This is a genomic window from Nocardiopsis sp. KDC1DS13DA1, assembly GCF_055632325.1.
The window spans coordinates 30,421-44,111 of record NZ_JBVMUY010000016.1 but is presented as its reverse complement, the minus strand read 5'-3'; the positions used below and the strand labels follow the sequence as shown (position 1 = coordinate 44,111).

Below are 13,691 nucleotides of genomic sequence, written 5' to 3'. Positions count from 1 at the left end.
GACATGTCGTGACGCACACGGCTCCGCCCGGGGCGTGGGGGAGCCCTACCCCTCCTGGCGCGGCGGCGAGGGGGAGGAGCCGACTCCCCGTCCGGTGTCACCCCGCCGGGCCGACGTGCGCGTCGCTCCGGCGCTGGCCGCGATGACGCAGGCCACCGCGATCCACTGCCACACGGTGAGCAGTTCGCCCAGCAGCACGAGTCCCACGAGCGCGGCGGCGGCCGGCTGCAGGCTCATCAGGACGCCGAACACGCGCGGGGGCATCCTGCGCAGGGCGGTGAGCTCCAGCGAGTAGGGCACCACGGACGAGAGGACGCCGACCGCCAGGCCGAACAGGAGCAGACGCCAGTCCAGCAGCGCGGTGCCGCCCTGGGCCACGCCCACGGGCGCCAGGAGCACGACACCGACGACGCTGGCGACCGCCAGCCCCGACGCACCGCTGAACCGCTGGCCCGTGGCCGCGCTCAGCAGGATGTAGCCCGCCCACGCCGTGGCGGCCAGCACGGCGAACACGATGCCCCACACGTCCATGGACCCCGACTCCAGGCCGAGCGCGACCACGCCCAGCCCGGCCAGCGCGGCCCACAGCAGGTCGACGCGGCGGCGGGAGCCGAGGATCGCGATGGTCAGCGGCCCCAGGTACTCGATGGTCACCGCGATCCCCAGCGGAATCCGGGCGAAGGCCTGGTAGATGAAGAAGTTCATCATCGCCAGCGCCACGCCGTAGCCCACGACCACCGTCCAGTCGGTGCGGTCGTGCCCGCGCAGGGCGGGCCGCGCCACGAGGACGAGCAGGACCGCGGAGGTCAGCAGCCGCAGCCAGACCACGGCCGCGGGGGGAAGCACCTCGAACAGGTTCTTGGCCACCCCCGCGCCGATCTGCACGGAGGAGATGCTGACCAGGACCAACCAGACCGGTGGCACGGACGCCACCGCGGTGCGCGGGGAGAGGCCCGCACGACCCGACGAGGAGTTCATGGTCGGTCATCCTACGTTTTCGGGGTCCCTCCGGTCGACGGACGTCCCCCTGCCGGCGCTCCTCCGGCCGCGCGCCCGCCCGCCTCCCGTACGGCCTTCCGGTGCGACCAGGGCGACCAGCAGCAACGACCAGGCCACGACCACCAGGCCCGGCTGGAGCAGCGTCATGACCAGCCCGTACACCGTGCGTTCCGCCTGGTCGGCGAGGAGCTGCGCGCCGATCCACAGGTACGGCAGCGCCGCGGCGGCCAGGTTGGTCGCCAGCGCGGCCCAGGCGAGGCCGCGCCGGGCCGGACGCCGCCACAACAGGAGGGACCCGCCCGCGACGAGCAGGAACAGTGGCGGCCCGAGGTGGCGGACGGCGATGAACCAGGGAACTCCGATGGCCTCCATGGCGGCCGACACTATCGGGAACCGTGCGAGGGGTGTGCCGACCGGCCAACATGCGCGAATCGGTGCATGTGGTGTGAAATAGTCCGGAGCCGTCGCCGAGACGGCCCCTTCCCGCCGCCTTGGAGCCCCCACGCATGTCCCCTCGAACCGACACCCCGCCCGAGCGACACGTCCCCCGTTGGCCGATCGCGGTCGGCGCGGTGGCGCTCGTCCTGGTCGTCATCATCGCCGGGTACACCGGCGGCCTCCTGTTCCCGGGAGGGCAGCCGGAGGGGGAGCCGGAGATGACCGTGGCCTCGGGCATCCTCGTCGAGCCGCCGGGCGCCCCGGAGCCGGAGCCCACCGAGGAGCCGAGCGAGGAACCCTCAGCCGAACCCACCCACCCGGCGGGCCTGGAACCCGGGGTCGTCTACGTCCTCCAGAACGTCCACGGCGGCCGCGTCATGGACGTCGCCCAGGCGGCCACGGCCAACGGGGCCCCCGTGCACCTGTGGGACCGGCACGACGGAGACAACCAGCAGTGGCGCTTCGTTCCCGTGGAGGGCGGGTTCTACGAGATCGAGGCCGTCGGCGCCAACAAGCTCCTGGAGATCCCCACCGGCCCGGACGCGGGCCCCGGCGCGTCCCTGCTCACCCGGACCGGGCAGCCCAACCAGCAGTGGTCCCTGATCGAGGCGGGGGCCGGGGTGGTCCGCATCGTCAACCGCGCGACCGGTCAGGCCCTGGAGGGCCAGGGCGGAGCTCCGGACAACGGCACGCTGGTCAGCCAGGCGGGCGACGGGGGCCAGGCCCACCAGCAGTGGCGGCTGCTCCCCCTGGCCTGAGCGGCCGGACGCCCCGGGGTTCGTCGTCCGGGCGTCGGCGGGGTGCCGCACGAGGAGGCGGGCCGCGTGGCGGGGTACGGGCGTCAGGCGCGGCCGAGGAGGAGGCGTCCCTGCCTCCGGTACACCCGAACACGGTCCGAGGCGCGGCGAAGGACCGGGACGGACACCGCCTACTCCCAGCGGAACAGGCGGCTCGCCAGCAGGGCACCCGCCGCGGTCCACACGGCCAGCACCGCGAAGGCGGCCGCGCCGGGCAGTGAGCCCTCGACCAGCACCGCTCGCAGACCGGAGGTGAGCGCGGTGATCGGCAGGGCCGCGACCGCCTGCTCCAACGGACCCGGGAAGCTGCTGGTCGGGAAGAGCACGCCGCCCAGACCCAGCATGAGCACGTAGACCAGGTTGGCCCCGGCCAGCGTGGCCTCCGCGCGCAGGGTCCCCGCCATCAGCAGCGCCAGTGAGCTGAACGCGGCCGTGGCCAGCAGCAGCAGGGCCAGCACGGCCACCGCCCCGGCCGGGTCCAGGGACGGCGACCAGCCCAGCAGCAGAGCCACCGCGCACAGCACCGTCACCTGGATCGCCTGCACGCCGAGTACGGCCAGGGTCTTGGCGGCCAGTAGTCCCAGGCGCGACAGCGGGGTCGCGCCCAAGCGCTTGAGCACTCCGTAGCGTCGCTCGAAGCCCGTCCCGATGGCCAGGCCGGTGAACGACGTCGACATGACCGCCAGCGCCAGCACGCCGGGCGTGAGCGCGTCGACCCGGGCTCCCTCGCCCACGTCCAGGACGGAGGTGAGGCTGAAGCCCACGAGCAGCAGGACCGGGATGACCATGGTCAGCAGGAACTGCTCGCCGTGCCGCAGCATGATCCGCAGTTCCATCCCCGCCTGTGCGGCGACCATCCGCCAGGCCGGGGCGGCCTCCGGATCGGGGCGGAACAGGTCGGCGTCGCCGTCGGCGGAGCGGCCCGCGGGTGCGGCCGTGGTGCTGGAGGTGTGCTCGGTCATCAGTCGCGCAGTTCCCGGCCGGTGAGTTCGAGGAAGACGTCTTCGAGGGTACGCCGCCGGACGCGCAGGTCCTCGGCGAGGATCCCGGCCGAGGCGCACCAGGCGGTGACCGTGGCCAGGAACTCCGGTCCCAGGGCGTCGGGGTCGTCGGTGGTGACCACGTACTCGGTCCCGCCGCCCACCGCGGTCGCGGACCCGACCCGGCTGCCCTCGGGCAGGGCGGCCCGCAGCGCTTCGGCGTCCAGCGGCCGGGCGGTGGAGAAGCGCACCTCGCGACGGTCGCCGGTCAGTTCGCGGGGGCTTCCCTCGGCGACCACGGAGCCCCGGTCGACGACGGTCACGCGGTCGGCCAGCCGTTCGGCCTCGTCCATGTGGTGGGTGGTGAGGATCACCGCGACCCCGGCCGCCCGCAGGGAGGCCACGAGGTCCCAGGTGGCCATGCGCGCCTGCGGGTCCAGCCCGGCGGTCGGCTCGTCGAGGAAGACCAGTTCGGGGCGGCCGACCACGGCGCAGGCCAGGGAGAGGCGCTGCTGCTGGCCCCCGGAGAGGCGTCGGAACGGGGTGGCGGCGGCCGAGGTCAGTCCGAGGCGCTCCAGCAGGAGGCCGGGGTCGATCGGCCGCGCGTGGAAGGAGGCCATCAGCCGCAGCCACTCGCCGGCGCGGGCACCGGTGGGGACGCCGCCCGCCTGGGGCATCACGCCCACCCGGGGCTTGAGCGCCGCGGCGTCGGTGACCGGGTCCCTGCCCAGTACGCGCACCCGTCCGCCGTCGGCGCGGCGGAACCCCTCGCAGATCTCGATGGTGCTCGTCTTGCCCGCGCCGTTGGGGCCGAGCAGTGCCGTGACCGCGCCCCTGCGCGCGGTGAACGTGAGGTCGGTGACTGCGGTGGTGGTGCCGTAGCGCTTGACCAGGTCGACGACCTCGACCGCGGCTGTGTCCATGGGCCATGAGTCTACGTGCGGCCCGGCGGGGCGGGTCACCGGCCCGGCGCGGGGGGTCGCGCGCGGAGCGCGGGTCGGGGCCCGGAGTCGTCCACATCGCGGTCAAGTGTCTCACCATGTGGGAAGTCGGGCCGCCGCGACGCTTTTCGGCGCCGTGGCGCGCCGATGGCCGTCGGGTGAATTCGCTGTTAGGCAAGGCTGACCTTCGTGACGAAGGGCATGAATGCGGGTTTGCCTACGCGGACTTATTTAGGCCACACTGATGTTGTCTAAAACACGAGCGGCGTCCGGAGAAGGGAGGGGAGCACTGTGTCCGACGTGTCCAGTGTGCCCCGCCCGATGTCCGGTCCCGACCGCGGGGGCGAGAACGGCACCCGCGCGCGGGTGGCGCGGCTCATCCTCGAACAGGGTCCGATCACCGCCTCCTCGCTGGGGGAGCGGCTCGGGCTCACCCCGGCGGCCATCCGCCGTCACCTCGACAACCTGACCAGCGAGGGCATGGTCGAGGCCCGTGACGCGCGACCCGTCGGCGGACGCCGGCGCAGGGGTCGCCCGGCACGAGTCTTCGCCATCACCGAGGCCGGGCGGGACGCCTTCGTCCACGCCTACGACGACCTCGCCTCCAGCGCGCTCCGCTTCCTGGCGGAGACCGCCGGCCCCGAGGCCGTCGGCGAGTTCGCCCAGCGTCAGGTCGCCGACCTGGAGAGGCGCTACAGGCCCCAGCTCGACGCGGTTCCTCCCGAACAGCGCGTCCGGCTCCTGGCCGAGGCCCTGTCCAACGACGGCTACGCCGCCACCGCGGGCCGGGCGCCCGCACCCGGGGGCGGCGACCAGCTGTGCCAGCACCACTGCCCCGTCGCCCACGTCGCCGCCGAGTTCCCGCAGCTCTGCGAGGCCGAGATCGAGGCCTTCTCGCGGCTTCTGGGCACCCCGGTGCGCCGGTTGGCCACCATCGCCCACGGAGACGGTGTGTGCACCACGCACGTCACCCCCAGGGGGGACGACGGCACCCCCGCGACCAACGCCGTCCGCCAGGGGGCGGGCGGTCCGGAACACCACAAGGACGTCTGAGTCCAGGAGGAGTCCGCGCATGACGTCTATCGCGCACCCCGAGCTCGAAGGGCTCGGCAACTACGAGTACGGCTGGGCCGACTCCGACGAGGCCGGGTCGAAGGCCCGTCGCGGTCTCAACGAAGAGGTCGTTCGCGACATCTCCGACAAGAAGGACGAGCCGGAGTGGATGACCAAGCTCCGTCTCAAGTCCCTGCGGCTCTTCGACAAGAAGCCCATGCCCAACTGGGGCGCGGACCTGTCGGGGATCGACTTCGACAAGATCAAGTACTTCGTGCGGTCCACGGAGAAGCAGGCGGCCTCCTGGGAGGACCTGCCCGAGGACATCAAGAACACCTACGACAAGCTGGGCATCCCCGAGGCCGAGAAGCAGCGCCTCGTGGCCGGCGTCGCCGCGCAGTACGAGTCCGAGGTCGTCTACCACCAGATCCGTGAGGACCTGGAGGAGCAGGGTGTCATCTTCCTGGACACCGACACCGCCCTCAAGGAGCACCCGGAGATCTTCGAGGAGTACTTCGGCTCGGTGATCCCGCCCGGCGACAACAAGTTCGCCGCGCTCAACACCGCGGTGTGGAGCGGCGGATCCTTCATCTACGTGCCCAAGAACGTGCACGTGGAGATCCCGCTCCAGGCCTACTTCCGGATCAACACCGAGAACATGGGCCAGTTCGAGCGGACGCTGATCATCGTCGACGAGGGCGCCTACGTCCACTACGTCGAGGGCTGCACCGCGCCGATCTACAAGTCGGACTCGCTGCACTCCGCGGTCGTCGAGATCATCGTCAAGAAGAACGCGCGCTGCCGCTACACGACCATCCAGAACTGGTCGAACAACGTCTTCAACCTGGTCACCAAGCGCGCCGTCGCCGAAGAGGGCGCCACCATGGAGTGGATCGACGGCAACATCGGTTCCCAGGTCACCATGAAGTACCCGGCCGTCTACCTCATGGGCGAGCACGCCAAGGGCGAGACCCTGTCGATCGCCTTCGCGGGTGAGGGCCAGCACCAGGACACCGGTTCCAAGATGGTGCACTGCGCGCCCAACACCTCCTCCACCATCATCTCCAAGTCGGTGGCACGCGGCGGGGGCCGCGCCTCCTACCGGGGTCTGGTGCAGGTCCAGGAGGGCGCCGACCACGCCAAGTCCTCCGTCAAGTGCGACGCGCTGCTGATCGACACCATCAGCCGCTCGGACACCTACCCCTACAACGACCTGCGCGAGGACGACGCCGAACTCGCGCACGAGGCGACCGTCTCCAAGGTCAGTGAGGACCAGCTGTTCTACCTCATGAGCAGGGGGATGGACGAGGACGAGGCCATGGCGATGATCGTGCGCGGGTTCGTCGAGCCCATCGCGCGCGAGCTGCCCATGGAGTACGCGCTGGAACTGAACCGGCTGATCGAGCTTCAGATGGAAGGAGCGGTTGGTTAAGTTGACCAGCCCGAGCATCGAACCCAAGGCCCACAGTCACGGTCTCGGGGACATCCCGTTCTCCAAGTTGGCCACCCACGGGTCCTTCGACGTGAACGACTTCCCCGTCCCCAACGGCCGTGAGGAGGAGTGGCGCTTCACCCCGATCCGCCGCCTCAGGGGCCTGCACGACGGCAGTGCCGTCGCCGACGGCACCGACAAGCTCGACGTCGACGCCCCCGAGGGCGTCACGGTGGAGCGCGTCGGCCGCGACGACTCCCGCGTCGGCAAGGCGGGCTTCCCCGCGGACCGCGTGGTCGCCCAGGCGCACACCTCCTTCGAGGAGGCCACGGTCGTCACCGTCGCGCAGGGCAGGGCCCTGGACCGGCACGTGACCGTCAACCGCCAGGCCCAGGGCGGGACCCGCTTCGACCAGTACGTCATCGACGTCAAGCCGCTGGCCGAGGCGGTCGTCGTCCTCAACCAGACCGGTACCGGTGTGCGCGCGGGCAGCGTGGACGTCCACGTCGGCGAGGGTGCCCGCCTCACGCTGGTCAGCGTCCAGGACTGGGACGGCGACGCCGTCGACGTCACGCAGCACAACGCCCAGGTCGCCAAGGACGCCACGTTCAAGTCGATCGTGGTCACCCTGGGCGGCGACCTGGTCCGCCTCTCCCCGAAGGTGGCCTACACCGGACGGGGCGGCAACGCCGAGCTGCACGGCCTGTACTTCACGGGCGACGGTCAGCACCACGAGCACCGTTCGCTGATCGACCACAACCTGTCGCACACCCGTTCCCGGGTGGAGTACAAGGGTGCGCTCAGTGGCAAGGGCGCCCACGGTGTCTGGATCGGTGACGTGATCATCGGCGAGGGCACCACCGGCACGGACTCCTACGAGCACAACCGCAACCTCCAGCTCACCGACGACACCCGCGTGGACTCGGTACCCAACCTGGAGATCTTCACCGGTGAGGTGGAGGGCGCCGGGCACGCCGCCGCCAGCGGTCGCCTCGACGACATCCACCTGTTCTACCTGCGCTCGCGGGGGATCCCGGAGGACGAGGCGCGCCGCCTGGTCATCCGCGGCTACTTCCTGGAGCTCATCAACCGGATCCCGGTCGAGGAGCTGCGCGACGACATCATGGCCAAGGTCGAGCGGAAGCTGGCGGCCCATGAGTGAGACCAGGCAGTGGGTGAAGGTCGCCGAGCTCTCCGAGGTCCCCGAGGAGGGGGCCCTGGGGATCGAACTCGACGACCAGACCCCTCTGGCGCTGGTCCGCTCCGAGGGCGAGGTCTTCGCCGTGCGGGACGTGTGCTCGCACGCGGAGGTCCGCCTGTCGGAGGGTGAGGTCGAGGACGGCGCCATCGAGTGCTGGCTGCACGGCTCCTGCTTCGACCTGCGCTCGGGGGCGCCGATCAACCCGCCCGCCACCCAGCCGGTTCCCACCTACGACGTGAAGATCGACGGCGACGACGTGCTCGTGTCGCTGGATGAGAAGAATTCCTGAGGCTTGATATGACGAAGTTCGAAATCCGCGGTCTGCGTGCCGACGTCCTGATCGGAGAGGACGAGCGGCAGGAGATCCTCAAGGGTGTTGACCTGACCATCAACTCCGGTGAGACCCACGCCATCATGGGCCCCAACGGCTCGGGCAAGTCCACCCTCGCCTACGCGATCGCGGGCCACCCCCGCTACGAGATCACCGAGGGCGAGGTCCTGGTCGACGGCGAGAACATCCTGGAGATGAGCGTCGACGAGCGCGCCCGCGCCGGCGTCTTCCTGGCCATGCAGTACCCGGTCGAGGTCCCGGGCGTGTCCATGTCCAACTTCCTGCGCAGTTCCGTCACCGCGGTGCGCGGCGAGGCCCCCAAGCTCCGCCAGTTCTCCAAGGAGCTCCAGGGTGCGATGAAGGACCTGTCCATCGACCCGGCCTTCGCCGCCCGCGGCGTCAACGAGGGTTTCTCCGGCGGTGAGAAGAAGCGCCACGAGATCCTCCAGCTGGAGCTGCTCAAGCCGAAGGTCGCCATCCTGGACGAGACCGACTCCGGCCTGGACGTCGACGCGCTCAAGGTCGTGTCCGAGGGCGTCAACCGCGCCAAGGCCGGCGGCGAGATGGGCGTCATGCTCATCACCCACTACACCCGCATCCTCAACTACGTGAAGCCGGACTTCGTCCACGTCTTCGCGCAGGGCCGCGTCGCCGAGTCCGGTGGCCCGGAGCTGGCCGACGTCCTGGAGGCCGAGGGCTACGAGCGGTTCGTGAAGGCGGGCGCATAACCGTGACCCTCCGCGAGTTCGGTCGGCCCGAGGCGGGCCCGCTCGACACCCAGACGATCCGGAAGGACTTCGAGATCCTCTCCCGGACCGTCCGCGACGAGCGCCCCATGGTGTACCTCGACTCAGGGGCGACCTCCCAGAAGCCGAGACGGGTACTGGACGCCGAACGCGAGTTCTACGAGCGCCACAACGCGGCCGTGCACCGCGGCGCCCACCAACTCGCGGAGGAGGCGACCGACGCCTACGAGGCGGCCCGGGAGACCATCGCCCGGTTCGTCGGGGCGGTCCCCGGCGAGGTGGTGTTCACCAAGAACGCCACCGAGGCGATCAACCTCGTCGCCTACGCGATGAGCAACGCGGCCACGGCCGACGACGGGCTCCGCCGCTTCCAGGTGGGGCCCGGGGACGAGATCGTCGTCACCGAGATGGAGCACCACGCCAACCTGGTGCCCTGGCAGCAGTTGTGCCAGCGCACCGGGGCCACGCTGCGGTGGTTCCCGGTCACCGGGGAGGGCCGTCTGGACCTGTCCGGCCTGGACGAGCTGGTCAACGAGCGCACCCGCATGGTGGCCTTCGCCCACCAGTCCAACGTGCTGGGAACGGTCAACCCGGTGGCGCCCATCGTCGCCCGCGCCCGCGAGGTCGGTGCGCTGGTGCTGCTGGACGCCTGCCAGTCGGTCCCGCACATGCCGGTGGACGTCGCCGAGCTGGACGTGGACTTCCTGGCCTTCTCCGGGCACAAGATGCTCGGTCCCAACGGGATCGGCGTCCTGTGGGGCCGCAGGGAGCTGCTGGAGGCCATGCCGCCGTTCATCACCGGCGGGTCCATGATCGGCGTCGTGCACATGGAGTACTCCACCTGGGCCGAGCCGCCGCAGCGGTTCGAGGCCGGGGTGCCCATGGCGCCGCAGGCGGTCGGTCTGGCCGCGGCCTGTGACTACCTCAGCGAGGTGGGCATGGACCGGGTGGCCGAGCACGAGCACCGTCTCACCGAGTACGCACTGGAGCGGGTCGGCGCCATCGAGGGCGTGCGGATCGTCGGCCCCACCGAGGCCGTGGACCGCGGTGGAGCGGTGTCGTTCGTCGTGGACGGCATCCACCCCCACGACCTGGGGCAGGTCCTGGACGACCGGGGTGTGGAGGTGCGGGTGGGCCACCACTGCGCCTGGCCGCTGCACCGCAAGCTCGGTATCCCCGCGACCACGCGTGCGTCCTTCTACCTCTACAACACCCTGGAGGACGTGGACGCGCTCGCGGCGGCGATCCAGGACGCGCAGCGGTTCTTCGGAACCCGGCCCTGAAGCGAGGAACAGCCTGACCATGCAGTTGGACGCGATGTACCAGGAGATCATCCTGGACCACTACCGCAACCCCCACCACAAGGGGCTGCGGGATCCGCACAACGCGGAGGCGCACCACATCAACCCCACGTGCGGGGACGAGGTGACGCTCCGGGTTGCGCTGACCCCGGCGAACGGGGCGGCCCTCGACGAGGGGGCGATCGTCACCGACGTCTCCTACGAGGGCATGGGCTGCTCGATCAGCCAGGCCAGCACCTCGGTGCTGACCGACCTGCTGATCGGACGTACGGTCGCCGAGGGCATGCGCACCCTGGATGCCTTCACGGAGCTGATGCAGTCCAAGGGCCAGGGTGAGCCCGACGAGGACGTGCTGGAGGACGCGGTGGCGTTCGCCGGTGTGTCGAAGTACCCCGCGCGGGTCAAGTGCGCCCTGCTGGGGTGGATGGCCTGGAAGGACGCGGTGTCGAAGTCCCTGGAGAAGGAAGGCGCCCGATGAGCGAGAACGAGACGGCCAAGGCCGAGGGGGCGGAGGCCGCGGCCCCGCTGTCCCCGGAGGCCGAGCAGCTGGTCGAGGAGATCAGCGAGGCGCTCAAGGACGTGATCGACCCCGAGCTGGGCGTGAACGTCGTGGACCTGGGTCTGCTGTACGGGGTGAACGCCGACGCCGACGTCATCACCCTGGACATGACCCTGACCAGTGCGGCGTGCCCGCTGACCGACGTGATCGAGGACCAGGCCACCAGCGCCCTGGACGAGTTCGAGCGCGAGGTCAGGATCAACTGGGTCTGGATGCCGCCGTGGGGTCCGGACAAGATCACCGACGACGGGCGGGACCAGCTGCGCATGCTGGGCTTCAACGTCTGAGGGACGTTCCTGCAGGGGTGGGCCGGGACCCGGGGGGTCACCGGCCCACCCCTGTGCGCTGTGTCCTGGCCGCAGCGTCGGCCCGGACACCGCTCCCGGAACGGTCTCCCGGGGCGTCCTCGGTCAACGCGCGCGCTGGGTGACGATGATGCAGGCGAGTACCGCCACCGCTGTGACCGGTGCGCCGAGGGCGAGCGACTCACCCATGAACAGGACCGCCCACGTCAGGGTGAGCAGAGGTTGGGCGAGCTGGAGCTGGCTGCCCCGGGCGACGCCGATGGCGGCCATACCGCCGTACCAGACCGCGAACCCGCCGAACTGGCTGACGAGCACCAGGTAGGCCATGCCGCCCAGCGCCGTCGGGGTGACGCTCACGGGCTCCAGCGCAAGGGCGACCGCCGCCGCCGGGACGGCCGCGGGCAGGGAGAACACCAACGCCCAGGAGATGACCTGCCACCCGGGTGTCCGCGCGGCGAGGCGCCCGCCCTCCGCGTACCCCGCGGCACCGCCCACGACCGCGCCGAGCACGAACAGGTCTCCGGTCGAGGGGACGCCGCCGCTGCGCAGGAACGTGAACGCCACGACGACGGCGGCCCCGCACACCGCGGCGGCCCAGAACACGGGGGAGTGCCGTACGCCCGTGCGCACCGCCGCGTAGCTGGCCGTGGCGATGGGCATGGCGCCGACGATGACCGCCGCGTTCCCGGTGGAGGTGGTCTGGAGGGCGAGTGTGCTCAGGAGCGGGAAGAACACCACACACCCCAGGGCCACGACCGCGATCGGTACCAGTTGCCGGCGGTCGGGTAGCGGTACCCGTGCCACCCGTAGCACCACGGCGGCCAGCAGACCGGCCAGGGCGCACCGCAGCGCCGTCACCGTCCACGGGCCGAAACCATCCAGTGCCCAGGCCGTGGCCGGAAAACTGAACGAGAAGCCCAGGACGCCCAGTGCGGCCAGGGTGGTCCCGGTGCGCACCGCTACCGATTTCGTGGTGGTAGCGCTATTCTCTACTCTCATGAGTGAGAGTAGCAGTGTCACGGTTCTGGCCGCATCGTTGCGCCGTGACCTCGAGCGCTACCAACCCGGTGAGAAGCTGCCGTCGAGCCGTGCCCTGATGGATCGGTACGGCGTGGGCCCCGGTACCGTCTCGCGCGCCGTCGCCCGACTCGCGGCCGAGGGTCTGCTCGTCACCCGCCCCGGCTCCGGGGCCTTCCGGGCGCGGCGGTCGGCCCCGGCCCACCGCGGAGGGGACACCTCGTGGCAGGAGGTGGCGCTCAGCGCGGAGACCGCGGCGGGGCCCGGCGGTTCCGTCCCCCGCACGGTCGACGACTCCGGGGTCCTGGCGACGCTCTCCGCGCCGCCGCCGGGTGCGATCGCCTTCCACGGCGGGTATCCGCACCCCTCCCTCCGACCCGAACGGGCTCTGGCCTCCGCGCTGGCGGGCGCCGCGCGCCGACCGGGCGTGTGGGGGCAGCCGCCGGTCGAGGGGGTCGAGGAGCTGCGCGGGTGGTTCGCCCGTGAGATCACCGGACCCGCCGGTCCGCTGGACGCCTCGCACGTCCTGATCACGGCGGGAGGGCAGAGCGCGCTCACCACCGCGCTGCGCGCCCTCGCGCCTCCCGGCGGGTCCGTCCTGGTGGAGTCGCCCACCTATCCGGGGCTCCTCGCCGTGGCGCGCGCCTCCGGGGTGCGTCCCGTGCCCGTGCCGGTCGACGCCGACGGGTTGCGTACCGAACTGTTGGAGGGCGCCTTCCGCGCCACCGGGGCGCGCGTGCTGGTCTGCCAGCCGCTCTTCCAGAACCCCACCGGGGCCGTGCTCGCACCCGAACGCAGGCCGGAGGTCCTGCGCATCGCGCGGGCGGCGGGCGCGTTCGTCGTCGAGGACGACTTCGCCCGGCGCATGGCCCACTCCGACGCCGGTCCCCTGCCCCCGCCCCTGGCCGCCGACGACGAGCACGGCACCGTCGTCCACGTCTGCTCGCTGACCAAGGCCGCCTCGCCCAGCCTGCGGGTGGGTGCCCTGGCCGCCCGTGGGCCGGTGCTGCGCCGTCTGCGCGCCATCCAGGTGGTCGACAGCTTCTTCGTGCCGCGCCCCCTGCAGGAGGCGACCCTGGAACTGGTCGGTTCCCCCGGCTGGCGCCGCCACCTGCGCGGGCTGGCGGCGGGCCTGGCCGAGCGCCGCACCGCGATGAGCGCGGCGCTGCTCAGGGAGCTACCCGGGTGGGAGCAGCCGGTCTCGCGCCTGGGCGGCTACCACCTGTGGCTTCCCCTTCCCGAGGGGACGGACGAGGCCGGGGTCGTCGCGGAGGCGCTGAGGGCGGGTGTGGCCGTCGCTCCGGGGCGCGCCTACTTCCCGGCCGAGCCGACCGGGCCGCACCTGCGGTTGAGCTTCGCGGCCACCGCGGGGCCCCAGGAGACCGACGAGGGGGTGCGGGCGCTCGCCGGGGTCCTGCGCTGAGTGGAGGTACTCATGCGGGACCCGTGCACCGCAGGGGACGATGCTGGCGTGGACGCCTCCCCCGAAAGCCCCCCGGCGGGGCGTCGCCTGGTCGGCCACCGCCGTGGCCGTGGTGTTCGCCGGTGACCGGGCCTTCGGCCCCGCCGGCCCGGTCCCGGTCATGTCGGG

Annotated in this window: 15 protein-coding genes; 10 read left to right on the top strand and 5 right to left on the bottom strand. The window is 71.7% G+C overall.

What is annotated here, in order from left to right:
* Nucleotides 1–45 precede the first annotated feature (45 nt).
* Nucleotides 46–978 carry an EamA family transporter gene (locus ACTVAJ_RS11425; protein ID WP_470388091.1) on the bottom strand — a complete coding sequence of 311 codons (933 nt, stop codon included), beginning with the start codon at nucleotides 976–978 and terminating at the stop codon, nucleotides 46–48.
* A 6-nt stretch (nucleotides 979–984) separates the two neighbouring features.
* Nucleotides 985–1,371, bottom strand: a complete 387-nt coding sequence (locus ACTVAJ_RS11420) for a hypothetical protein (protein ID WP_470388090.1) — start codon at nucleotides 1,369–1,371, stop codon at nucleotides 985–987.
* Between the two features lie 134 nt (nucleotides 1,372–1,505).
* Here ACTVAJ_RS11420 and ACTVAJ_RS11415 point away from each other — a divergent pair, with 134 nt between their 5' ends.
* Nucleotides 1,506–2,195, top strand: coding sequence for an RICIN domain-containing protein (locus ACTVAJ_RS11415; protein ID WP_470388089.1), 690 nt, complete (start codon nucleotides 1,506–1,508; stop codon nucleotides 2,193–2,195).
* A 170-nt stretch (nucleotides 2,196–2,365) separates the two neighbouring features.
* Here the strand turns inward: ACTVAJ_RS11415 and ACTVAJ_RS11410 are convergent, their stop codons facing one another.
* Both ACTVAJ_RS11410 and ACTVAJ_RS11405 read right to left on the bottom strand, forming a co-directional pair.
* Entirely contained in the window at nucleotides 2,366–3,196 is an 831-nt protein-coding gene (locus ACTVAJ_RS11410) for an ABC transporter permease (RefSeq protein WP_470388088.1), read from the bottom strand.
* A complete protein-coding gene (locus tag ACTVAJ_RS11405; RefSeq protein WP_470388087.1) occupies nucleotides 3,196–4,137 on the bottom strand; it encodes an ABC transporter ATP-binding protein in 942 nt (313 codons plus the stop codon). The genes ACTVAJ_RS11410 and ACTVAJ_RS11405 overlap by 1 nt, the downstream gene beginning before the upstream one ends.
* A 309-nt stretch (nucleotides 4,138–4,446) precedes the next feature.
* Between ACTVAJ_RS11405 and ACTVAJ_RS11400 the strand changes: the two genes are divergently transcribed.
* Genes ACTVAJ_RS11400 through ACTVAJ_RS11365 form a run of 8 tightly spaced genes read left to right on the top strand, consistent with a single transcriptional unit; the run spans nucleotide 4,447 to nucleotide 11,065 of the window.
* Nucleotides 4,447–5,208, top strand: coding sequence for a helix-turn-helix transcriptional regulator (locus tag ACTVAJ_RS11400; protein ID WP_470388086.1), 762 nt, complete (start codon nucleotides 4,447–4,449; stop codon nucleotides 5,206–5,208).
* Between the two features lie 19 nt (nucleotides 5,209–5,227).
* The gene (gene sufB, locus ACTVAJ_RS11395; protein WP_017598412.1) at nucleotides 5,228–6,640 is read left to right on the top strand and encodes a Fe-S cluster assembly protein SufB; all 1,413 of its coding nucleotides are present in this window, start codon (nucleotides 5,228–5,230) and stop codon (nucleotides 6,638–6,640) included.
* Between the two features lies 1 nt (nucleotide 6,641).
* Nucleotides 6,642–7,802: a Fe-S cluster assembly protein SufD gene (gene sufD, locus ACTVAJ_RS11390; protein WP_470388085.1), complete on the top strand. Its 1,161-nt coding sequence runs from the start codon at nucleotides 6,642–6,644 to the stop codon at nucleotides 7,800–7,802.
* Entirely contained in the window at nucleotides 7,795–8,130 is a 336-nt protein-coding gene (locus ACTVAJ_RS11385; protein ID WP_470388084.1) for a non-heme iron oxygenase ferredoxin subunit, read from the top strand. Before sufD ends, ACTVAJ_RS11385 begins: the two co-directional genes overlap by 8 nt.
* An 8-nt stretch (nucleotides 8,131–8,138) precedes the next feature.
* Nucleotides 8,139–8,900: a Fe-S cluster assembly ATPase SufC gene (gene sufC, locus ACTVAJ_RS11380; RefSeq protein WP_470388083.1), complete on the top strand. Its 762-nt coding sequence runs from the start codon at nucleotides 8,139–8,141 to the stop codon at nucleotides 8,898–8,900.
* A gap of 2 nt (nucleotides 8,901–8,902) precedes the next feature.
* The gene (locus ACTVAJ_RS11375; protein ID WP_470388082.1) at nucleotides 8,903–10,201 is read left to right on the top strand and encodes a cysteine desulfurase; all 1,299 of its coding nucleotides are present in this window, start codon (nucleotides 8,903–8,905) and stop codon (nucleotides 10,199–10,201) included.
* A gap of 19 nt (nucleotides 10,202–10,220) precedes the next feature.
* On the top strand, nucleotides 10,221–10,697 hold the full coding sequence (gene sufU / locus ACTVAJ_RS11370; protein ID WP_470388081.1) for a Fe-S cluster assembly sulfur transfer protein SufU: 477 nt from the start codon (nucleotides 10,221–10,223) through the stop codon (nucleotides 10,695–10,697).
* Nucleotides 10,694–11,065: a metal-sulfur cluster assembly factor gene (locus ACTVAJ_RS11365; protein WP_470388080.1), complete on the top strand. Its 372-nt coding sequence runs from the start codon at nucleotides 10,694–10,696 to the stop codon at nucleotides 11,063–11,065. Before sufU ends, ACTVAJ_RS11365 begins: the two co-directional genes overlap by 4 nt.
* A 123-nt stretch (nucleotides 11,066–11,188) precedes the next feature.
* On the opposite strand, the gene ACTVAJ_RS11360 is transcribed toward ACTVAJ_RS11365, so the two are convergent.
* On the bottom strand, nucleotides 11,189–12,040 hold the full coding sequence (locus ACTVAJ_RS11360; RefSeq protein WP_470388079.1) for a DMT family transporter: 852 nt from the start codon (nucleotides 12,038–12,040) through the stop codon (nucleotides 11,189–11,191).
* Nucleotides 12,041–12,080: 40 nt separating this feature from the next.
* On the opposite strand from ACTVAJ_RS11360, the gene ACTVAJ_RS11355 reads away from it, so the two are divergent.
* Nucleotides 12,081–13,523, top strand: a complete 1,443-nt coding sequence (locus ACTVAJ_RS11355) for an aminotransferase-like domain-containing protein (RefSeq protein WP_470388078.1) — start codon at nucleotides 12,081–12,083, stop codon at nucleotides 13,521–13,523.
* Nucleotides 13,524–13,691: the final 168 nt, after the last annotated feature.